Origin of the sequence: Hoylesella timonensis 4401737 = DSM 22865 = JCM 15640 (assembly GCF_000455445.1) — a bacterium.
Classification (GTDB): Bacteria; Bacteroidota; Bacteroidia; order Bacteroidales; family Bacteroidaceae; genus Prevotella; species Prevotella timonensis.
Genome location: NZ_HG417094.1, coordinates 38,204 through 60,860, shown reverse-complemented (window position 1 = coordinate 60,860; position 22,657 = coordinate 38,204). Strand labels below are relative to the sequence as shown.

Genomic DNA, 22,657 nt, shown 5'->3' with positions numbered 1-22,657 from the left:
CATATTAGTAATAAGTTAAAAGTTTCCTTTACCTTTCACATCCCACCACACACGCGTAGCTTGCTGGTCGGGACCGCCCAAGGCTTTCAGTCCAGTAGCCTGAATGTCTTTCAACGAAGCATCATCGCTATTGGGGAAGAGAATGCGCCGAACCAAATCGCCAGGTTTCAAACTGCCGTCTCCTTCCTCAACGTTAAGAACAGGGAACATCTTCGGATAACCAGTGCGTCGCATTTCGCCCCATGCTTCCATGCTGTTAGGGAAGAGTGCAATGTATTTCTGCGTAATAATTTTCTCTAACTTCGTTTCCTTGTCATCGGCTTCATTCCATTTGACGCCAATCTTCGTCACGCTTTCCATATCTGGTGATGAGCCGGTAGGATCTTTATACATATAAGGCGTGGGCTTCTCAACATTTATATATTTCTTCAAGATCACAGACTTTAAGCCGTTGTAAAACTTAGTGCCTGGCTCTAAGAACGGAGAGTTTTCAATAGCGCGGTTATAGAACAATTCGGCTTTACCCCCCATGTCCCATCCTCGCAAGGCACCTTCTGCACGCAAGAAGTCAATTTCTGCCCACTTAAAGAGGTACAAAGGTGCTTTCTCTATCAGCTTAGGATTGATTCGACTGAACCCAACAAACTGGTTAGAACCGTAGGACTGCCCTTTCCCTGTGTGAATACCAGAGCGGATACCTACTTGGTCTGATTCGGCAGGCAAAGAAACACCTTGGTCATTACGCAAATCTCCACTGTTTTTCATGCAAAGAGAGAAACGGTAAGGGTGTGTCAAACTCTTCAGCAAACTAACGAACGAAGCACTAAAACGCATATCACCCCAGCTTTCGGAAATTTCTACCAAAGGATGTACACCTCCATAAATGGATGGGAACATACCCACTTCATATTTTAAATCATCAATCACTCCACTCTTCACAGCTTCCTCTGCCCACTTTTGTGCCAACTGAGGTTCTGCCTTGACCATGTGCATCGCCATGCGCAACTTCAGAGAATTGGCAAAGCGAACCCATGTCTCCATGTTTTTAACACCGTTTGTTTTGTCTTGCGTTACCTCGCTAAAATTGTTGACAATATCCTTCACCTTGGCTTGATACCACGCAGGTTTGCTGTCAAAATAGCGTAGACAATTAACAATGGTATCAATATTGGCTTCGGCACCTGTGTAGATGGTCTTCATGTCATCGTACTTGAAAGGTGGGTCTACCTTGTTTGCCTTGAAGTCATTGTAAGGAATGGTTCCATACATGTCTACATTCTCAATCGCTGCATAGTTGTACAACAACAAGGCTATCGCCTTCACTTCAGGAATGGAATCGGAAGATTTATGATTCAGCAGCGGCGTCAAACTGGTACGTGCTCCCATAAACTGACCGTTAGGTCCAGAAATCCAATCCTGACTGGCATGATAGGAAGATATCAACTCACCAGCATGAGCAAAATCGGAATGTGGAACAACACCATATTGTGCATACACATCGGGCAACGTATAATAACGCTGGTAAGCATGTGAACCTGGATATTGCCCTTCCTTTCCACCCCGCATACAGTACTGAGCTACCTTCAACATGCCAAAATATTTATCCAAACTCTTGGCTGCTGCATCTACTTGCTCCTCTGTGTACAACGCCTTATAGTTGATGAGATTTACAGCGTTAGCGTCACCCACGATGTCTCCCTCATCAATAGTAATGTCATTTGGTCGAAAATCATCGGTCGGCTCATCAAAATCCAAGCACGACTGCAGGGTCATGAACCCTGTAGTAAGTGCTGCTATTGCAATATATTGTATTCTTTTCATTGTTTGAACGATTGTTTAGAATGTTAGTTTCATTGATAATCCATACGAGCGCGAAGAAGGCATGTTGAACATCTCGAACGCACCTAATCCGTTGCCAGTTGACAAAGATACATCAGGATCAACGGGTGAATTCTTGTACAAGAAGAATAAGTTGCGTGCAATGAACGACACATTGAGGCTGGCATTGCTCTTAAAGAGATTTTGGAACGTATAGCCCATAGACAACTCGCGCAAGCGGAAGTTAGTGGCATCATAAATATACTCCAATGGACTCTTCTTCACACCACCGATACTTGTGTAATAACTCTCAATGGGAACCAGTCGACCACTACCATCTGGCAGGGGCATTGCCAGTTGTCCATTGACTGTCAAGTTGTGTTGCTCGGCATACAAGCGTGCATCTGCGGTACGCTGTGACAATCCTAAGTTGTCAAGGTACGACTCGGTGAGCGAAATCACCTTACCGCCAATGCGACCATTGATGAGGAAGAACAACTGGAAGTTCTTATAGCTAAGGGTGTTGCTCCAACCCATTTGCCACTTAGAGTTCATGTTGCCAGCATATACCGTGTATTTTTTAGAAGCCTCAGACTCAAAGCTCAGTCTTCCGTCTTTCGTCGTAACGAGTGTTCCGTCGGCATTGCGTTTGTAATCGGTTACATACATGTCACCAATCGAGCCACCTTTCTTATATCTTACGCGCACCTCAGCCACATCTTGGAACACCAACTTCTCGGTGCCATCAGGGTTGTAGGTGGTCTCCATAATTTCGTTATCGTTGTACGACAGGTTGTAAGAAGTCTTCCATCGCCAGTCTTTTCCAAAACGGAAGTTATAACCAAGGGTCGTCTCCACACCCATGTTTCTAATCTTTCCAGAGTTCATCGGCTCAATTTTTCCAGAAGCATTGGCTCCCTCCATATATTGATCGGTAGAGAGTGCGTGATAGAACGTGAAGTCGAAGTCGAGACGACTGCCGAACCATGACGACTCAATACCAGTCTCGAATGAGCGAGTTTTCTCGGGTTTAGGATTCTTGAATGACGAGTATGGTGACGGTGGAACGGCTCCAGTGAACGTGTCACGTGATGATCTTGCTAACACTTTGTTAGGAATAGAGTTACCTACCTCTGAATAAGAAGCACGATATTTCAAGTAAGAAATCACCTCGGGCAGTTTTACCATAGAGCTAACGATGGCATTGGCACCAAAGCCAAAGTAACCATAGCTCGCAGATGTGCCGCGATCTTTGAACTGTCTGAAGGCACGATACCAGTCCTGACGATAGGAAGCATCAAAGTACACCATGTCTTTCCAACCGAGTTGAGCGGTGAACAGGGCAGCCTTGTCCCAATTGGTGCTTACCGAAGCACGTGTTTCGCCTGCTGTGGCAGCATCGGTCTCAAAATAGTTCACGAGTTTAGAGAATCTTATTTTGTTGCCATCCTTCGGAGTTGCAGTGGTATAAGTATTTTGGTACTTTGTTCTGATTAAGTGAGCCACCCATCCTGCTGTTGCCGATACACTCCATGTATCTTCAAATGTCTTGTTGTAAGACAGCAAGTAGTCGGTATAAATTTCCGAAGTACGGTCCAAAGTCTTTGAATAGATACCATAAGGCTCAATACCTCCGGGGGTGAAGGTGGTAGCATATCGTTTTCCGTCGTTGTCGTACTTGGTGTGGTCAATGCTAAGACGTGCTTGGAAATCCAACCCGTCATAAATGTCAATCTTACCACTCACCGTTCCAAACACACGGTCGGTGCGCTGCTTGGTACTATTCATGCGGGTAAGCCAGTAAGGGTTGTTTTGGCTCTTCTCCAAGTATGCCCAGTCTTGCATCGGACCATTGAATGTCAAATCAGTAGTGGTAAGCTCGTAAATACTACCATTTTGCTGTACGTATGCAGGAACGTTCTTCGCCATCCACGTACCATTTTCACGATAGTAATGGTTGCGATAGTAGTCCATGTCCAAGTTGCGTGGTGCTGTGTACATGTGGTACACTGGGTTCATCACGGTACCACCACCAGGACGGTTGTTGGTAATGGTCTGGATATAGTTGATAGCGGTATTGATGTGTAGTCGTTTGAGGAAGTTGTACGACTGTCGGAAATTCACCGTATTACGGTTGTATGAGTTGCTAACCAGCATACCGTTGGCGTGCGAGTTAGAGAAAGAGAAGTAACTCTGTATCTTCTCTGTACCTCCAGAAAACGACACCGAGTTGTTGATCGTGGTACCCGTGCGATAGAAGTCGTCCAAGTCGTTCTTGGCTGCATTACGCAGATGAACGGTATTCACGAAACCAGGAGCAAAAGGTGCCGACGAGTCAAAGGACGATTGCAAGGTTAACTGGTCTGCAGGGCGGTTAGCCACCTTGTCTCCCCAGCTGCCAATATCAAGTCCACCAGCTGCTTTGATGCGTGCACCATAGACGTTTTGTATCTCTGGTGTGAGCAGCGGCGTATCGAAAGTAATGTTAGAAGTAACACTTACAGATAGCTTTCCTTGCTTTCCTTTCTTTGTCGTAATCATCACCACACCGTTAGCGGCAGCCGAACCGTAGAGAGCGGCAGCATTGGCACCCTTCAGTACGTTCATCGACTCAATATCGTCAGGGTTAATCATCGACAAGGGGTCAGCACCTTCAGAAACACCTGCGTACTCGATGTTCGAACCATTGATTTGCCCACGTGTACCGTTGCTCATCGGAACTCCGTCCAATACAATGAGTGGAGAGCTGTTTCCCAACACCGACTTGTTACCACGGAGGATAATCTTTGACGCACCACCGGCACCACCGGCACTTGGCGTGATAACGACGCCCGACACTTTACCTTCCAAAGAGTTCACTGCGTTGGGGTCTTGTACACGCATCAAGTCTTCTGCCTTTACCTGTTGTGTGGCATAAGTCAGCGATTTCTCCTTACGTTGAATACCCATGGCGGTCACCACCACCTCGTTGAGCATGCTGCTTTCTTCTTTCAGCTTTACATTAATATTGTTGCTATTTGCGACAATACTTTGAGGTGTATAACCGATGTAAGAAAATTCCAACGTTGGAGCTGTCTCCTTAGTCACCAATGAATACTTGCCATCGATGTCTGTCACGACACCTGTCTGTGCGTTCTTTATACGAACCGTCACCCCAATGAGAGGTTCTCCATGGGAATCAACAACAGTACCTTGAATTGTGCGCGACTGCCCGATTCTATTTTGTGGTGTAGTTTTTGCTTTCTCTTGTGCTTTATTTCGATGAAAAATGGTAATCATCTTATTCTCAATAGAGTAATCTAAAGATGTATCGAGCACTCTGTCTAACACTTTTGCCACAGGTTCGTTGTTAAATGTAGCGGTAATCTTTTTCTGACCATTTACCTCACTTACATTGTAAATGATAGACATCTTTGTTTGCCGTTCAACTTCCTTGAGGACAGTCTTCAGCGGCGTTTTGTTGAAAACCTTTGTGACGGTTTGAGCAGAGATGCCCAATGGACACAGAAGGAGTGCAACGAGAATTGAATAATACAAGTATTTCTCTCTCATGGTTTCTTACTGTTTTTTTTTATTCTTTTAGTTAGAGTTAATTTATTTGGTTATTAATTTGATTAGGCAACGATGTAATGAAGATTAGAGGCTCTGAATGACAACATCTCTCCCCTTTTGAACCACCTTAATGGGGATGGTTTTTTCTAATCCTTGTAGAATACCATCCAAGTTTTCACCATTGTTTAATACAATGGCAAACTTTTCGTTTTTCAGTTGAGGGCTTTGTATCCTGATATTTACATTAAATCTCCGTGACAGTATTTTAGCCAAATCTGCCAACGTAATACTTTCAAATTCTGTGTTTCCCTGTACCCATGCATTCGACCTTACAGACGTTTTTGTCTTTTGCAACACTCCTGAAGATTTATCAAAGACGACTTTATCTCCGGGTATCATCATGAGGTTATGTTTAGAGTTGCTTATCTCAACGCTTCCTTCTAACAATGTGGTCGTCACATCTGGATCATCTGCGTAAGCTGTCACATTAAACTTGGTTCCATGCACTTTTACATCATACCACTTCGTGTTCACGGTGAACATGGCATGTTTGCAATGAGCAACCTCAAAATAGCCCTCGCCTGTGAGTTGTACTTCACGATTATTGGTATCAAAAGAAGCTGGATAACGCAATTGCGAACCTGCATTCAGCCAGACATGCGAGCCGTCTGGCAACACCACTTCGGCTTTTCCACCGAGCGGGGCAATACAAGTATAATAGGCATTGCTATTTTTATTGAGCCCCATTAATAAATAGGTACACAATGAAGCAACCAACACCAAAAGGACAGCAGCTGCAGCAAGTTTGTATCGCAGTGAGATGATAGCTCTCTTTGGCTTTAGAGTTTTGCACTTCTCTATTCCGTTCCAAAACTGATGCCACTGCATATCTGTTTCTAAAGAAGGGGTATGTTTGTCATTCCACTTTTGCTCCAATTCGTAAAACGCCTGTTGCTGTGCAGCATTTCCATCAAGAAGAGCGAATAATTCCCTCTCTTCTTCGTTGGTGAGCGTACCTTCGAAAAAGCGAAAAGCCAAATTTGACAATTGATTGTTTATATTTTCCATATTTAATTCAAGGACTCTGTATATATAACACGCAAGAACAGTTTTACCCTAACAAAAATATGAATAAAGTTAAAATTCATTCATTGAAGACTGCTATTTTGACAACAAAAAGCACGAAAGGAACAAAATTGTTGCGATGAAACTTTATCTGAAAGAACGTAAACACGCTGAAGAAATAAGCAAAGAACCCCCTCACGAAGGTCAAGTTGGTGGAGATCTTTTGATCTTTCAGCCCTTAGCATGGAAGGAAAATAAATGCTGAATTTTCTTTACAAAGAGCCTCTCATAACTCGCGTATTTACAACCAACAGCAAAGTTGGTTGCAAATACGCTGAAAATGAGCGAGGTTTGTAATTCATTGTTATTGAACATATTACGTTTAGTCCGCATCTTTTCATTCCATTTTTCACCCTTTCTTGGCGACTAACCCATTGAGATAAGCTCACTATTTGCATGCTTTAATGCTGCTACTGTATGTGAATAACACCGCTAAAGCGTGTTTCCAAGCGTGTTAAGTCGATGTTCTAACTTAAAAAGACGTTTATTTTGCTCAAATCAGCGTATTTTTGCATACCGCTTGCCTATTCATTTTTTCTATTTTGAAGATTTTGAATGGTCGATTTTTGGTAAAATAATAGGACAAAAGCAACGAGTACATTCGCCAAATAATCATTAAAAACATGGCTCTTTTATATCAATAGATTGTTTGTTGACAAAATCAACCATTAGCTTTTGTTTCAACAACCCATTGAAAGTAAATGAAACACTTAGTTGGTGGTTTCTGTTTCATAAAAGAGGCGTGCGATGAAGTGGAATTATTAAAGCATTCTCTTGTAAATTAGGACGATAATACCTATCTTTGCCGAATACATCAGCGTATTATGAAAACCTACTCAAAGGATTCCGCCCAATTATTTGAGGATATTAAGTCAGGAAAGGCAGAAGCGTATGAATATGTCTTTAAGACTTACTATCCCATGCTTAAGGCGTACGCTACACGATACATCCCTACCGAGGAAGACTTAAATGACATTTTGCAAGACTGCTTCACCAAACTTTGGTTAAACAGAGAGCAATTGAAACCTATTTCTATCTCCTCACTTCTTTACACCATGGTACGCAATGCGTGCTTAAACTTTATTCGACAGCAACTGATTAGAAACCAACGGTCTATAGATGACTTACCTACCCAACAAGAATCAGAATCTCTTTATAGTTTGTTCTTTCATCATAATCCTGAAGAGGAGTTGGTTTATCAGGAACTACTTGATGAAATTGATCAAATATTAAACTCCTTACCGCATCAGTCGAAACAAATTTTTTATTTGAGTCGCCAAGAAGGACTGAAGAACCGAGAGATTGCCGAAAGACTTAACATATCGATTAAGACGGTGGAATATCACATTTCCAAAGCCTTAACCATGCTCAAAGCATTTGCCAAAAAGCACCAAGATATCTCGTTGATGCTATTCTTCGTGGCGTTGCAATTTGGAATTCAATAGAATAAAAACGTTTTCATTCAATGCAATCATCTAACCCCTTTGATATTACAAACAATCGCCATTTCTTATTATCTCTTTCTATTGGTGATGAAAAGGCGTTTGATGAACTATTTGTGAAATATTATCCCAAGGTTCTGCAGTTTGTTATGCATTTCAACCATGACAAGAGTGTTGCAGAAGACATCGTACAAGACCTTTTCATGCAATTATGGATTAATCGTACGCACTTTCTTGGAATTAAGAACATTGACAACTACCTTTTTGTATCCGCACGCAATGCTGCCCTTCGCTGTCTGAAAGATTCGTTTACATATAATGAAACAGCAAGAATAATTCCAGAAAGCAATGACATGGAGAATCCTGAAGTACGGTTGTGTTACGAGGAGCTTTACAAACTCCTGATGCAAGAAGTCCAGAAGATGCCTGAACAACGAAGAAAAGTCTTTCTTATGAGCCGTGTGGAAGGAATGAGCAACGCAGAGATAGCCGAAAAATTAGGAGTTAGTAAGCGAACCGTTGAGAAACACATATCGTTGGGAATTGCATATTTGCGAGAAATATTCTATCTATTTATATTATTAACGTATCTTAACTAAATCTGATTGCGTGCGTTGAGGAAATTCTGACTCTTTATATCAAAACCATTCGTGGAGATTCGATGATATGAGAGTTCTATATCTATTGCTCGGTTTGTTGATAAACCTACCTGTTTTTGGCACAAACCCTAAAGACAGATTACTTGTGCCTGTACCCCATCAAGCGCAATTGGTTTGGCAGAATGCTGAGCTTGCCGCTATCTTTCACTATGACTTGCATGTTTTTGATAGTGTGGCATACAACCAGACCTTGAATAGAATCACGCCAATCCAAGATGTCAATATTTTTAATCCAAACCAGTTAGACACCGACCAATGGATACGATCGGTCAAAGCTATGGGGGCTAAAATAGCTATTATTACAGCAACACACGAGACGGGTTTCGCCATATATCAGTCGGATGCGAATCCTTACTGTATGAAAGTTTTGAAATGGTGCAATGGTAAAGGTGACATAGTGCGCGACTTCGTTCGCTCGTGTCGCAAGTATGGTGTCCTACCTGGTGTTTATATCGGCATACGTTGGAATTCCTTTTTGGGTGTTCATGACTTTATGATGCCAAAGGACGGCAGCCAGTTTCAGGCGAACCGTCAAGTTTTTTATAACCACATGTGCGAAGGTATGACAAAAGAATTGATGTCGCGCTATGGTGACTTAGCCATTGTTTGGTATGACGGAGGTGGACATGGACCCGAGTTGGGAGGTCCAGATATCTTACCTATTGTTGAGAAATATCAAAAGAACATTATCTTCTATCATAATAGTCAGCGTGCCGATATTCGTTGGGGAGGCTCTGAGACGGGTATGGTTCCTTATCCGTGCTGGGGTACTTACCCTTTCCCCTATTCACATTCAAAAAATCAGGCAATAGTGTTCAAATGCGATAACCGGCTGCTCAAGTACGGTGATGCCAATGGGACATATTATATGCCTGCCATGTCTGACAGTCCTTTGCGAGGTTACAAAGGGAGACATGAATGGTTTTGGGAACCCCATGACGAAGAACACATCTACCCTTTAGACAATTTGATGAAGATGTATGAGAACTCTGTTGGGCATAACTCAACCTTAATCATAGGAGTAGCACCCGACAATCGTGGTCTTGTTCCTGATGAAGATGTAAAGCGGTTGAAAGAGTTTGGCGATGAAATCAAACGGCGATACGGTATTCCTTTAGCATCAGTTTCAGGTGTTGGAAACGTGTTTAGTTTGAATTTCAAGCCTGCGGTCACGGTCAATGCGGCCGTCATCTCGGAGGACATAACAAAAGGAGAGCGAGTGCGAAGCTACCAAGTACAAGGAAAAGTAAACGGAAAATGGCGAATTCTATCTTCTGGTACATGTATAGGTCACAAGAAGATAGATACATGGGAGCCTCAGAATGTATCGGCATTGCGGCTATATATAAAGATGTCGGAAGGCAAACCATACATATCAGCCTTTTCTGCTCATAGATATTAAAGTTTATTAAAGGCATAAAAATAAAGGGAATACAAGAAAATAAGTACGATATGAAGATTGACAAATATTTACAGACATTATGGGAAGAAGATGTAAATAAAATGCCAGAAGGAGAATTGCATCAAGCACTCGATATTTTTCGGCAAAACCGAACCATTTACAGCCAGTCGGTAAGACGTAGGAGTAGAGTGTCTACCATTTTGAGATATGCTGCTATTTTTATGCTTCCACTGCTGTCTGCTATTTTGGTTTGGCTTTTCTCGGCAAGCTATTATGCGAACGACATGCAATTGGCAGAATACTATGTGCCAAAAGGATGTATAGACAGTCTTGTGTTATCTGATAATACAAAGGTTGTAGTCAATTCGGGGACGACAATTGTCTATCCACACAGTTTCAGTTCGCATGCCAAGGAGCGGAGCGTGTTTGTAAATGGCAGCTGTCATTTTGAAGTTTCCAAGGATGCCAGTCACCCCTTTGTTGTCCATTTGGGAAATGTGAAGGTTCGAGTATTAGGAACACACTTTTCTGTCAACTCATATAGTGATGAAGAGCAGGTTGTGGTAACACTTGAGGAAGGATCTGTCAATGTCTCCGATAGTATCCAAACAATGACGCTTAGTCCTAATGAACAGCTGGTATACAGCAGAACAGCTGGAACAATGCACAAACAAATGGTAGATGCAATGGCATATAACTCGTGGGTAAAAGGCGGATTGAATTTCACACAGGAGCCTCTGGAGAAAATCCTGAAGTCGATAGAACGGCGTTATCGTGTTACTATCAGCATAGCAAAGGATGTCGATTCGAAAAGATGCTATACGATGAATTTCAAGAAAGGCGAAACCATAGAACGTATTATGAATGTGTTGACTTTCGTATCAGGAGATATGACTTATACTAAAGATGGTGACAGCATATTCATCTCCAAGCGATGAATGCTGGTCTGTCCTGAGATACCAAACGCTTCAGACCTGTGTACGTGATACCGAATTTGCAGTTACAATAATTATAATATCTAAATTAACCTAACAAAACAATGAAAATCAGTATGTACAAAAAGACGACAGCAGTATTAGTCTTGTGTCTGTCAATGTCGATAGGTGCATTTGGTCAAAGCCAAATCATCCATCTTCAACAAAACAAGGCTACTGTGTCCAAGCTTGTAAAAGCTATCGAGAAACAAACTAAGATGTCTGTAGATTTCTCGCAAGAGACTTTGGACCTTCATCGGACAATTAAGATTAGTAGTAAAAGCCTGACCTTGTCAGCATTGCTTGAAGAGATGCTTAGGGGACAAAGCCTAACCTATAAGATTATTGATCGGCATATAGCAATAGTAGAAAGTCAAACGGTTCATAACCTGTCTAACAATACACCCCAGCAGACGGTGTACCAAGTTAAAGGAGTGATCGTGGACCAGACTGGAGATCCTATTATTGGAGCTACTGTTGTGGAACAGGGGACTGACAATAAGGCAATAACTGATATTGACGGTCATTTCTCGTTGAACACGTCTTCACTTCGTGTCATGCTCAATGTGTCGTACATAGGCTATGAAACCAGTCAAGTAAAGGCGCAATCTGGTCAGCCTTTAACTGTCAGAATGCACGAAAACGCTCAAGCATTGTCAGAAGTGGTAGTTGTGGGCTTTGGCACACAAAGAAAATCCAACATTACAGATGCCATTACAACCGTAGACACGAAAATGCTTGCCGACCGCCCAGTTACTAATCTTAGTCAGTCGCTTCAGGGTACTGTTCCTGGACTGAATATGTCAGTAGGTGGATTTGGAGGACAGTTAGGGCAAAGTATGGGAATTTCTATTCGCGGAACAGGAACAATCTCTACAGGGTCGAAAGCAGCGACACTTGTCTTGATTGATGGTATAGAGGGAAATATGGATGATGTGAATCCCAGCGATATAGAATCTATATCTGTATTGAAGGATGCTGCAGCAAGTTCCATATATGGTTCCCGGGCAGCCTTTGGAGTAGTGCTGATTACAACTAAATCAGGCAGAGCAGACCGAACAAACGTATCGTATACAAGCAATGTACGGTATTATGGCCCAGGCAATCTTCCTGACCCGATGGACGCATGGGAGTTTGCGAATTATTTTAATGAAGGAAGTGTGAATGGCGGAGGCTCACCTATCTTTAATGATGACACGCTTGACCGCATCCAGAAGTATATGAGAGGTGAGATAAAAACGTCTACTATTCCCAATTCAAATGGAAACTGGCAATTCCATGAGAAAGCCAATGACAATGTGAATTGGTGGGACAAGCAATTTAAGTGGTCTTGGGCGCAAGAACATAATCTGAACATCAATGGCGGAAACAGCAAGAACCGCTATTATCTTTCGGCTAATTATCTTGGCCAGGATGGCAATCTGCGATATGGAAAGGACAAGTTCAAGCGTTTGACAACCAATTTCAAATACAATGCAGCTCCATACGAGTGGTTGGAGGTTCAGGTAAACGCAAGATATATCTATAAACAATTGGATAACCCTCTGTACACAGTATTAAACGGTCTTCTCTACCACGATATTTCCCGTATGTGGCCAATGATGCCGTTCAAGGACCCCAATGGGTATTATATGCGTAATGGCAAGTTGAATCAACTTACGAATGGCAGCCGTTCGGAATCATCAACCAACGACGCTTATTTCCAAGGCCAGCTTGTATTTCATCCGTTGAAGAATTGGAATATAACAGCAAATATAGGACTGAGAACCGTTAATCAGTTTGACAAGCAAAATCTGAACAAAGTTTATGAGCACAACGTGAATGGTGACCCTCTTCCATTAGGATACGGAAGCTCGTATGCCACAGGACAGACAGGTGCCATGCAGTATTGGTTGCGTTCGAGTATGGTCACAGCCAACCTTTACACGGATTATTCATTTGACATCAACAGTCACAAGTTTAAGTTGATGGCGGGATTGAACACCGAGAAGTTCAATAATCGCGATGTGGATTTACAACGAATGGATTTGATAACAGAGTTGGTACCCGAGATAGGGGCTGCTACAGGAGTCGATAAGATACGTGATGCCAGTGCATATTCCTGGGCTACAGCAGGATTCTTTGGGAGATTGAACTATGATTATGAAAATCGTTATTTCTTTACGAGCAATATCCGTTATGACGGCTCTTCACGTTTCTTGAGCAAAGATCGTTGGGGACTGTTTGGCTCCGTATCGGTAGGTTGGAATATAGCAGGCGAGAAATTCTTCAAGGTAGACGACAGAATTATCAGTTTGCTGAAGCCACGCATCTCATGGGGAACGTTAGGAAACCAAAACACAAATTCATATTATCCGTTCTATTTGTTGCAGCAAATTACGGTGAATGGTGGTTCTTGGTTGATGAATGGAAAGAAGCCTACCGTAGCTCTTGCGCCTTCTACGGTAAGCACCTCGCTCACATGGGAAACCGTACGTTCCGTCAATGTTGGATTTGATGTGTCTATGTTGCGTAATCGCCTCAACGTTAATTTTGACTATTATAACCGCAAGACTTCCAACATGGTTGGGCCAGCTGGAGAAATCGCATCCGCCTTCGGTACCAAATTGCCTAACAGCAACAATACTGACCTGCATACGCGTGGCTGGGAAATAGCCATGGCTTGGCAAGATTATATAGGAGAGGTACGTTATAATATAGGATTGAACTTGTCGGATGCCCGTACGTTTATTGATAGATACCCCAATGCCTCAAAATCATTGACCACCTATTATGAAGGTCAGGAGTTGGGAGAGATTTGGGGATATGTAACCCATGGTATTGCAAAAAGCCAAGATGAGATGGACGCCTGGATAAAAGACAACAAGCCATCATGGGGCTCTGGTTGGACAGAAGGTGACATCATGTACGAGGATTTGGATGGAGACCACATTGTTAATCAGGGTGCGAATACGTTGGCAGACTCTGGAGACCGGAGAATCATCGGCAACAGTACGCCACGCTATCATTTTGGTGTGAATATGGGTTTGAGCTGGAAAGGATTCGACTTCAGTATGTTCTGGCAAGGAGTGGCAAAGCGAGACCTTTGGCTCAGTGGCAACATGTTTTGGGGGTTAAATGGAGGCGAATGGCAATCAACAGGCCTGAAAGAACAGCTGGACTACTATCGCCCTGCGAATACAACATCCGTATTCGGGCCTAATACCGATGCCTATTTCCCACGAGTGTATATGAACTCAGACAAGAACCAGTATGTACAAACGCGCTATCTCAGAAATGGGGCGTACGCGCGACTGAAGAATATTCAGCTGGGCTATTCCTTGCCTAAACAGTTGGTGGACAAGGCACACCTACAGAAAGTTTACCTATATGTGAGTGCAGAAAACCTGTTCACCATCAAGAGCCTTCCCAAGGCGTTCGACCCTGAAACGGCATACTCAAACTACACAGACTCAAATACAGGCAAGACCTATCCCTTGCAGAAAACGGTCTCTTTTGGTCTTAATGTGTCATTCTAAAAAACAAGTATAAAATGAAAAAGCAATTAGTATATATAGCACTGTTGGGATTGGCTGCCATTCCTGTTTCTTGTAATGACTTTCTTGACAGTGAGCCTATAACAGAAGTCAGTACCAATGTGTACCTTGAAAGCGAAAACGACTTGGCGGCTTATGCTGCAAAGTTTTATGATGACAAGGATGATGGCGAGCACACAGGCAACATACTTCCTTCACATGGGTCTGGAGCATACCATTTGGGCTTGTTCAGGTTGGACAATGGCACAGACAACCAGACCTCCAATGTGCCCTCCAAACTTTTTGTCAAAGGGCAGTTCCATGTGAATGAAGGAAATTCTAATTTGTGGAACACCTATATGAAGAAAATCCGTGCCACCAATTATTTCTTGAGCAAAGTGGCTCCTCAGGTAGAACAAGGTAAAATATCAGGCAACGCCTCTCGTGTCAGACATTATCTGGGGGAGGTCTATTTCTTCCGGGCTTATATCTACTTTACGGCTTTGCGTGATTTTGGCGACTTCCCTATAGTCAAGAAAGTCGTGGAGGAGAATTATGATAGTGTGCGTGTTGCCTCACAGCGCCGTCCACGCAATGAGGTGGCTCGGTTCATTCTTTCTGATCTCAACCGTGCATACCAACTCATGGCTAACGTTCCACCCATGACAAACCGACTGACACGCGATTGCGCTGCATTGATGAAGAGCAGGGTGGCCTTGTTTGAGGGTACGTGGGAGAAATACCATCGTGGCACAGCCTTCGTGCCCGGAGGCAAACAGTGGCCTGGCGCAAATGTCGAGTACTTAAAGCATTTCACTATTGACATAGACAAGGAGATACAGTATTTTCTTCAGCAGGCGGTTGAGGCTGCTGACATCGTTGCCTCCAGCCATAGCCTCCATCACGATTATGCTGCATTGTTCAACTCTGTAGACCTGAGTGACATGTCAGAGGTTTTGCTGTGGAGACGTTATGGCTTGCAAGCAGGCAACACTTCGCACCATTGGGTAGTGAGCTACCTGCAGCGCAATGGATGTGGGAATGCAGGACTGTCAAAATCGTTTGTTGACTCGTATCTGATGAAGACAGGACTTCCTGTATATGCCGCAGGGTCTCAATATCAGGGTGATGACACATACCAGCATGTGTTTGACCAGAGAGACCCCAGGATGGATAAAACGATACTGAAGACCAATGATTTGCTGTCAACCAGTCCCAACCTGATAGAATACATCAAAAAGTCGGATGGGTATGGTTACTTTTATCGATCGCCTATCTTTGAAGGCGAGGTAGAGAACAGCTGTCCTACGGGCTACTCTTTGCGAAAAGGTTTGAATACAGATGGGAGCATGCAACCTACAAAAGAATCGTTTACAGGTTGCCCTGTATTTAGGGCGGCAGAGGCTTATCTCAACTATATTGAGGCATACTATGAGCTTCATGGAAACTTGGGCGGGAAGTGTGACCAATACTGGAAGGCATTACGCACACGAGCAGGAATGGATGCAGACTATGAGAAGACCATTGCCCATACGGAGATGGAAAAGGAGAAAGAAGATTGGGGGAGTTACTCTCGAGGTGAACAAATCTCACCCGTGCTGTACAATATCCGGCGTGAAAGAAGAGTTGAGCTGGTAGCAGAGGGGTTGCGCCTCATGGACCTTAAGCGTTGGAGGTCGTTGGATCAGGTGAGCAACTATCAGGTGCGAGGTATTAATTTCTGGGACCAGATATACCAGCTGTACACTCATCCCGCAGCTGTCGATGCCTCACTGCCTTTGAAGCCTATAGACATCGTAGAATATGGAAATTCCAACAAGGCTGCCAATATATCAGCAAAGAGTGACAAATATGCCCAAGGTAAATACTTGCTGCCCTACCGCAAGAGCAAATCGAATATTGGTTTTGATGGTCTGACTTGGACAACAGCCAATTATCTTTATCCCATCAGCAATGTAGAATTTAGATTGACAACAGCTGTTCCCGGGTCAAACGATTACACAACTTCGTCTATTTATCAAAACCCATATTGGAGTACCGAGGATGGAACACTGCCTGCCGAATAGGGAGTTTCAATACAAATTCTATGCTATCAATGAATAAACAGTTAATGCTTACAACGGCTGCCGCATCCTTCTTGGGGTGTGGCGGTACTTGTGCGCAGCAGAAGGAGAACCGCCCCAACATCATTGTCTTCATCGTCGATGATATGGGGTGGCAGGATACGTCGGTGCCATTTTGGAACCAAAAGACACGTTACAATGAGATGTATGATACGCCAAACATGGAGCGGCTGGCGCGTCAAGGCATGATGTTTACGCAAGCATACGCCTGTCCAGTCAGTTCTCCCACACGTTGCAGTTTGATGACCGGCATGAATATGGCACGCCATAGAGTAACGAACTGGACGTTACAGCGGGACAAAATGACTGACGGAAAAGACGGGCGAGTGAAGCCTGCCGATTGGAACTATAACGGAATTGCTCAAGTGTCTACGGTTTCGCATACCACCATAGCCAAGTCATTCGTCCAAATACTGAAAGACAACGGCTATCACACCATTCATTGCGGAAAAGCGCATTGGGGTGCTATTGACACTCCAGGGGAGAATCCGTGCCATTTTGGCTTCGAGGTAAACATCACAGGTACTGCGGCTGGAGGATTAGCCACTTATCTTAGCGAGCTGAACTATGGTCACACCAAGGATGGAAAGCCTTATGCGCTCAATGCCATTCCTGGATTGGAGAGCTATTGGGGAACGGGAACATTTGCCACAGAGGCTCTCACTAAAGAAGCTATCAAGGCACTTGACAAAGCCAAGCGTTACCAGCAACCATTCTATCTCTACATGTCGCACTATGCACTTCATATCCCTATTGACAAGGACATGCGTTTCTTTCCAAAGTATGTCCGCAGAGGGCTTTCGAACAAGGATGCTGCCTATGCTTCGTTGATAGAGGGTATGGATAAGAGCTTGGGCGACATCATGGATTGGCTCGAAAAGAACAAAGAGGCAGAGAATACCATCATTATCTTTTTAGGAGATAATGGCGGACTGGCCTCTTCTCAGGAATGGCGCGATACACCATTGTACACTCAAAATGCTCCTTTGAAAAGCGGAAAAGGTTCGCTCTATGAAGGAGGAATACGAGTTCCTTTTATTGTGAAATGGAACGGTGAGGTGAAGCAAGGCGTGCGAAACGATGCCAGCATCATGGTAGAGGATTTGTACCCCACCATCCTTCACATGGCGCAAATCACCCATTATCAGGTACCACAGACCATTGATGGCATGGATTTGGTGCCCTCGTTGCAAGGACGTACAGACAAGAATCTGCAACATAGAGCCATCATATGGAACGTACCGAATATATGGGATAGCACAGGTCCAGGAATCAGTATGAACTGTGCAATACGCCAAGGCAACTGGAAGTTGATTTATGACTATCCCACAGGACATAAGGAGTTGTACAACATCATGCTTGATATAGGAGAGAAGAAAAACGTTGCAGCACAAAAACCTCAAAAGGTAAGAGAGCTTTCAGCACTGTTGGGAAAGAAACTCAGGAATATGCAAGCACAACGTCCGTCTTATAAGGATACTGGCAAGCTTTGTTCATGGCCTGATGAGCAATAAACAGAAAGACAATACAGAAAGTCTGTCTAAAGAATAAAGAGGCGAATGTAGAAGAAACGACATGAGCAAGATGCACTCTCCATGCAACTTGCTCATGTTGATTTAGCTAAGATGTGTTACATCTTTCTTATTTTCGATCTGCCTTCAAGCGGTCAGCCATGGCCTTCCCCAGTTCTTCGCACTGTCGACGTACGTCTTTTGACATGGCTTGTTTCATTTCAACGGGCGTTCCCACAGGCTCAAATTTGAGCTTGGTGTCTACCCATTCGGCAATGGTGGGTACGGCTTTGCTGGCCCATCCATAGCTGCCAAACCATCCGATGTAATGGTTCTTGATGTCGTGGTTGGCTATTTCTGACAGGAGTTCGGACATCTCGTGGTACAATCCGTTGTTGTAAGTTGGCGCTCCCACAATCAATCCGCGGTAACGGAAGATGTCACGGAGGATGTAAGAGTGGTGCGTCTTCGAGATGTTGTACATGCAAATGTTCTTGATGCCGGCCTGACTGGCTGCTCTCGCGATGGTTTCTGCCATGCGTTCGGTGTTGCCATACATGGTTCCATAGCAGATGACGATGCCCTCATCGGTTTCATATTTGGACATTTTGTCATAGAGGTCTATCACTTTCGCTGCATTCTCGTGCCATACAGGACCATGGGTAGTACAAATGTAATCGATTTGTTGATCGGCTAACTTCTTCAAAGCGTTCTGCACGGGCACGCCATATTTCCCTACGATGTTACTATAATAGCGCACCATCTCCAACCAAGCCCAACTGGTGTCTATCTCCTCGTCCAGGATACCACCATTCAATGCGCCGAAACATCCAAAGCCATCGCCCGAGAACAGCATGTGGTCAGTTTCGTCGAGCGTCATCATTGTTTCGGGCCAATGTACCATGGGCGTCATGAAGAACTTCAACTTGTGATGACCAAGGTCTATCACTTCGCCATGTTTCACTTCAATCGTTTGGTCTTTGATGCCGTAGAATCCGGCCATCAAGTCGAACGTTTTCTTGTTACCGATGACTTGAATGTTGGGATAGTACTTCTTCAGCAGTCCCAAAGAGCCGCTGTGGTCGGGTTCCATGTGGTTGATTACGAGGTAATCGATGGGTCGGTCGCCCAGCACCTCATGCAGGTTTTCGATGAATTGCGTGAAGAAATCCACTTGAACAGCGTCGATGAGGCACACTTTTTCGTCGTCTATCAGGAACGAATTGTATGTAACGCCCGCTGGCAGAGGCCACAAACCTTCAAACAAAGACTTGTTGCGATCGTTCACCCCTACATAATAGACTTTATTTTTTAGTTCTATCATAAATTTATTAAATATATTTTGATTTGAATAAATGGTTTGATATCGAATTATGATGTTTGGATTTCGGCTTTCATTTTATTTCCAAAATCGGTTGAGACATAGTTGTTAATGCTCTTGCAGCTTTCTGCTGCAAAGCGTAATGCACAGTCTATGAGTTTATCCCATTGTGTTTCTGACAACCCTTGTTCCAACATACTGCGTGTGATTCCATATTTTATCAGTCCAAAAATAAAACCAGCGTTGAAGTTGTCACCAGCCCCAATTGTACTAACGGGTGTAGAAGCAAGTGCATCGTAGGCTTTCTCAAACCGATTTTCTGCAAAGAGTCGCACCTGTGCGCTACCTTGTGTGCAAATAAAATGCTTGCAATAGAATGAAATCTCTGCTTGATAAATTTTAGCAGCATCATCCATTTTGTATAACGTTTGAAAGTCTTCATGGCTCCCTCGCACAATGTCTGCAAACTCAAGGTTCTCCAACAAGTTGGGAGTAATACGGAGGACATTTCGCTGATGTGCGGGTCTGAAATTGACATCATAGTAGATAATCGCCCCATGACTCTTTGCGTGTTCCAACAAACTAACAACTTGAGGACGTATCACAGGGTTTACAGCATAGTAAGAGCCAAAGATAACAATATCGTTCGGCTGGATATCAGGGAGTGTAAAGTCAAGCTGGTCGTGTGGATGATCCTTATAAAACAAATATTCTGCATCATTATCTTCATTCAAAAATGCCAGAGAGATAGGCGATTTGCTTTCAGGAAATACGTTCACATGGCTTGCATCTACCCCATTATCCTCTAAAAAAGTGGTAATCATTTTACCAACACGGTCGTTACCTGTTTCACTAATAAAGGTAGCATGGACGCCTGAACGCCCCAAAGAAATGAGTCCGTTGAATGTTGAACCACCGGGGAAAGCTCCTATGGGCTGATTGTCTTTGAAAATGATGTCGAGAACCGTTTCACCAATTCCTATTACCTTACGCATAAACACATTTTTTTTACCTTTCGTGCAAATATACTGCAAATCAGTAGCACGACAAAATAAAATGCCTATAATAATTTCATTATAGACAGAATGCGTACCTTTGTACAAGGAATGAAATAGCTCATCTAAGAGAATTATTTAGTGCAATTCAAAAAAATATAAAGCAATCATCATGACGAATTATCATACCAGTGTACTAACCAATGGTTTGCGTATCATTCACCATCCTTCCCCTTCGCCTGTGATTTATTGTGGTTATCAGATTAAGGCAGGCTCTCGAAATGAAAATGCAGACGAGGAAGGACTGGCACACTTCTGTGAACACATGACATTCAAGGGTACGAAGCATCGAAAGGCATGGCACATCTTGAACCTTTTGGAGAGAGTGGGCGGCGACCTCAACGCTTTTACCAACAAAGAAGAAACGGTTTTCTACGCAGCTCTCTTGAAAGAAGATGTCGCACGTGCCGTAGATTTACTCACTGATATTGTCTTTCATAGCACTTATCCTGACGCCGAAATTCACAAAGAGAAAGAGGTTATTTGCGATGAAATCGAGAGTTATAACGACTCTCCCGCTGATTTAATTTACGATGAATTTGAAAATACGGTATTCAATAATCATGCCTTAGGACATAATATCTTGGGAACCACACAGCAAGTACGTGCATTTACCAGCGAAGACGCACTACGATTTACAAATCAGTATTATCGTCCAGAGAATGCGGTCTTTTTTATTGATGGGGATATAGACTTTCAACGCCTCGTACACCTACTTAAGAAGGCAACGGCAGACCAACCTGCCTCAACACCAATTAAGTCCGAGTCTTTGAATCGCTATCAAGGCTCTTTACAAGTTCCTCCACCCATCATCAAAGACAAGGGAACTCATCAGGCGCATGTCATGATAGGTAGTAGGGCTTATGATATACACCACCCCAATCGTATTGCTTTATACCTCTTAAACAATCTGTTGGGCGGTCCGGGGATGAATGCTCGACTCAATGTTTCTTTACGAGAACATCATGGCTTAGTCTATACGGTAGAAAGTTCAATGGCAAGTTATGGAGACACAGGAATATGGGGCATTTATTTCGGTTGTGACATTCATGATGTTTCTCAATGTATCAAGTTAGTGAAAAAAGAACTTCATCGTGTCATCAATGAACCAATGACATCTTACCAGTTGCACGCTGCTCAAAAACAGTTAAAAGGACAAATTGGCATTGCTTGTGATAATCGAGAGAGCTTTGCTTTAGATTTTGGAAAGTGCTTCCTGCATTACGGTTGGGAAAAGGATATCACTTCTTTATATACACAAATCGATGCCATATCAGCAAGACAAATACAGCAAGTAGCACAAGAAATCATGGCGGACGACCGCCTTCTAACGCTCATTTATCAATAACTTCGTTGGCGATCAAAGAATAGTCCATAAAATTGAGCTACATAGCACAAAATATTGATGACATTTTGCGCTATGTAGCTCGTACTGTATCTTTTAGAATGTTATCTTTTCTTTATCTCATCGCCCAATAAGTACCGCCATTTACTGCCATTCTTACTTGGTAAAGACCAGCCTCGTTCATCGCAACATTCATTTGTTTTCCTTCAGGAAGTGTTACACGTACGGTTCCATCTTCATTGATGCGAAACATCTCCGTCTGCTTTCCTGCAACCACTTGCGACCAAGCATTCAAGGATTTGTCATAAATAAATTTCGTCGTTTGACCTTCAGGACTTGTAATTTCATAGCCATCTTGAAGGGTCTTCACTGCGTAATATTTTCCATCTTGCCCCATTACCTGTTTCGTCTTACCAACATTTGCCATAGGATTGTCGCCAGTCCAGAACTCAATGGTATTCAATACCAATGCATCGGCTGCACTACAAATGCCATAAGCAGGAGAAATAATTAAGAAAATAAGTTCATTGAGAAACTTGCTGTCTGTCGCAGTTCTGTTCCAACTTGCCAGCTTATTGAACAAGCTAAAACTTCCTACACATGAGGTAGAAACCAATGCGCCTGCTAATAAAAAGGTGGCAACCTTCATCTTTTTTGTCTTCATCATTCAATTTATTAGTGAGTAATATTTGGAATTCAAAGATACGAGAAAAATTGAAACATCACTTGATTATTATTATTTTTAACAATAGATTTACTGTCAGTCCTCCGTTTGACCTGTAATTACTAAGCTGCTATCGAATAAAATTGAATGT

The 22,657-nt window shown here is 43.2% G+C and carries 14 protein-coding genes; 8 read left to right on the top strand and 6 right to left on the bottom strand.

Annotated elements, in window-relative coordinates:
* Positions 1-15: 15 nt before the first annotated feature.
* The 3 genes from BN35_RS06055 to BN35_RS06045 form a co-directional block, all read right to left on the bottom strand.
* Entirely contained in the window at positions 16-1,821 is a 1,806-nt protein-coding gene (locus BN35_RS06055) for a SusD/RagB family nutrient-binding outer membrane lipoprotein (protein WP_025071903.1), read from the bottom strand.
* A gap of 15 nt (positions 1,822-1,836) precedes the next feature.
* A complete protein-coding gene (locus tag BN35_RS06050; RefSeq protein WP_028900928.1) occupies positions 1,837-5,370 on the bottom strand; it encodes a SusC/RagA family TonB-linked outer membrane protein in 3,534 nt (1,177 codons plus the stop codon).
* A gap of 84 nt (positions 5,371-5,454) precedes the next feature.
* Positions 5,455-6,438 carry a FecR family protein gene (locus tag BN35_RS06045; RefSeq protein WP_025071905.1) on the bottom strand — a complete coding sequence of 328 codons (984 nt, stop codon included), beginning with the start codon at positions 6,436-6,438 and terminating at the stop codon, positions 5,455-5,457.
* 881 nt (positions 6,439-7,319) lie between these two features.
* Here BN35_RS06045 and BN35_RS06040 point away from each other — a divergent pair.
* The 7 genes from BN35_RS06040 to BN35_RS06010 all read left to right on the top strand — a co-directional run bounded on the left by BN35_RS06040 (position 7,320) and on the right by BN35_RS06010 (position 18,124).
* Positions 7,320-7,940: an RNA polymerase sigma-70 factor gene (locus tag BN35_RS06040; RefSeq protein ID WP_025071906.1), complete on the top strand. Its 621-nt coding sequence runs from the start codon at positions 7,320-7,322 to the stop codon at positions 7,938-7,940.
* 20 nt (positions 7,941-7,960) lie between these two features.
* Positions 7,961-8,536, top strand: coding sequence for an RNA polymerase sigma-70 factor (locus BN35_RS06035; RefSeq protein WP_025071907.1), 576 nt, complete (start codon positions 7,961-7,963; stop codon positions 8,534-8,536).
* Between the two features lie 67 nt (positions 8,537-8,603).
* Entirely contained in the window at positions 8,604-9,998 is a 1,395-nt protein-coding gene (locus tag BN35_RS06030; protein ID WP_028900930.1) for an alpha-L-fucosidase, read from the top strand.
* A gap of 50 nt (positions 9,999-10,048) precedes the next feature.
* Positions 10,049-10,936, top strand: coding sequence for a FecR family protein (locus tag BN35_RS06025; protein WP_081411421.1), 888 nt, complete (start codon positions 10,049-10,051; stop codon positions 10,934-10,936).
* 101 nt (positions 10,937-11,037) lie between these two features.
* The gene (locus tag BN35_RS06020; RefSeq protein ID WP_248616656.1) at positions 11,038-14,490 is read left to right on the top strand and encodes a TonB-dependent receptor; all 3,453 of its coding nucleotides are present in this window, start codon (positions 11,038-11,040) and stop codon (positions 14,488-14,490) included.
* 14 nt (positions 14,491-14,504) lie between these two features.
* Positions 14,505-16,553, top strand: coding sequence for a RagB/SusD family nutrient uptake outer membrane protein (locus tag BN35_RS06015; RefSeq protein ID WP_025071909.1), 2,049 nt, complete (start codon positions 14,505-14,507; stop codon positions 16,551-16,553).
* A gap of 29 nt (positions 16,554-16,582) precedes the next feature.
* Positions 16,583-18,124, top strand: coding sequence for a sulfatase (locus BN35_RS06010; RefSeq protein ID WP_025071910.1), 1,542 nt, complete (start codon positions 16,583-16,585; stop codon positions 18,122-18,124).
* 127 nt (positions 18,125-18,251) lie between these two features.
* Here BN35_RS06010 and BN35_RS06005 read toward each other — a convergent pair whose 3' ends face one another.
* Positions 18,252-19,445 (bottom strand): FprA family A-type flavoprotein, encoded by a 1,194-nt coding sequence (locus BN35_RS06005; RefSeq protein ID WP_028900932.1) that lies wholly within the window; start codon positions 19,443-19,445, stop codon positions 18,252-18,254.
* Between the two features lie 47 nt (positions 19,446-19,492).
* Entirely contained in the window at positions 19,493-20,437 is a 945-nt protein-coding gene (locus BN35_RS06000; protein ID WP_025071911.1) for a carbohydrate kinase family protein, read from the bottom strand.
* Positions 20,438-20,609: 172 nt separating this feature from the next.
* Here BN35_RS06000 and BN35_RS05995 point away from each other — a divergent pair, with 172 nt between their 5' ends.
* A complete protein-coding gene (locus tag BN35_RS05995) occupies positions 20,610-21,845 on the top strand; it encodes a M16 family metallopeptidase (protein ID WP_028900933.1) in 1,236 nt (411 codons plus the stop codon).
* Between the two features lie 112 nt (positions 21,846-21,957).
* On the opposite strand, the gene BN35_RS05990 is transcribed toward BN35_RS05995, so the two are convergent.
* Positions 21,958-22,506 (bottom strand): DUF3332 domain-containing protein, encoded by a 549-nt coding sequence (locus BN35_RS05990; protein ID WP_025071912.1) that lies wholly within the window; start codon positions 22,504-22,506, stop codon positions 21,958-21,960.
* Positions 22,507-22,657: the final 151 nt, after the last annotated feature.

Bases quoted from the DNA above. Each gene is read 5' to 3' on its own strand.
- BN35_RS06050 (WP_028900928.1), bottom strand. From the start codon at position 5,370: ATGAGAGAGAAATACTTGTATTATTCAATTCTCGTTGCACTCCTTCTG.
- BN35_RS06005 (WP_028900932.1), bottom strand. From the start codon at position 19,445: ATGATAGAACTAAAAAATAAAGTCTATTATGTAGGGGTGAACGATCGC.
- BN35_RS06020 (WP_248616656.1), top strand. From the start codon at position 11,038: ATGAAAATCAGTATGTACAAAAAGACGACAGCAGTATTAGTCTTGTGT.
- BN35_RS06055 (WP_025071903.1), bottom strand. From the start codon at position 1,821: ATGAAAAGAATACAATATATTGCAATAGCAGCACTTACTACAGGGTTC.
- BN35_RS06045 (WP_025071905.1), bottom strand. From the start codon at position 6,438: ATGGAAAATATAAACAATCAATTGTCAAATTTGGCTTTTCGCTTTTTC.
- BN35_RS06015 (WP_025071909.1), top strand. From the start codon at position 14,505: ATGAAAAAGCAATTAGTATATATAGCACTGTTGGGATTGGCTGCCATT.
- BN35_RS06025 (WP_081411421.1), top strand. From the start codon at position 10,049: ATGAAGATTGACAAATATTTACAGACATTATGGGAAGAAGATGTAAAT.
- BN35_RS06010 (WP_025071910.1), top strand. From the start codon at position 16,583: ATGAATAAACAGTTAATGCTTACAACGGCTGCCGCATCCTTCTTGGGG.
- BN35_RS06000 (WP_025071911.1), bottom strand. From the start codon at position 20,437: ATGCGTAAGGTAATAGGAATTGGTGAAACGGTTCTCGACATCATTTTC.
- BN35_RS06035 (WP_025071907.1), top strand. From the start codon at position 7,961: ATGCAATCATCTAACCCCTTTGATATTACAAACAATCGCCATTTCTTA.
- BN35_RS06030 (WP_028900930.1), top strand. From the start codon at position 8,604: ATGAGAGTTCTATATCTATTGCTCGGTTTGTTGATAAACCTACCTGTT.
- BN35_RS06040 (WP_025071906.1), top strand. From the start codon at position 7,320: ATGAAAACCTACTCAAAGGATTCCGCCCAATTATTTGAGGATATTAAG.
- BN35_RS05995 (WP_028900933.1), top strand. From the start codon at position 20,610: ATGACGAATTATCATACCAGTGTACTAACCAATGGTTTGCGTATCATT.
- BN35_RS05990 (WP_025071912.1), bottom strand. From the start codon at position 22,506: ATGAAGACAAAAAAGATGAAGGTTGCCACCTTTTTATTAGCAGGCGCA.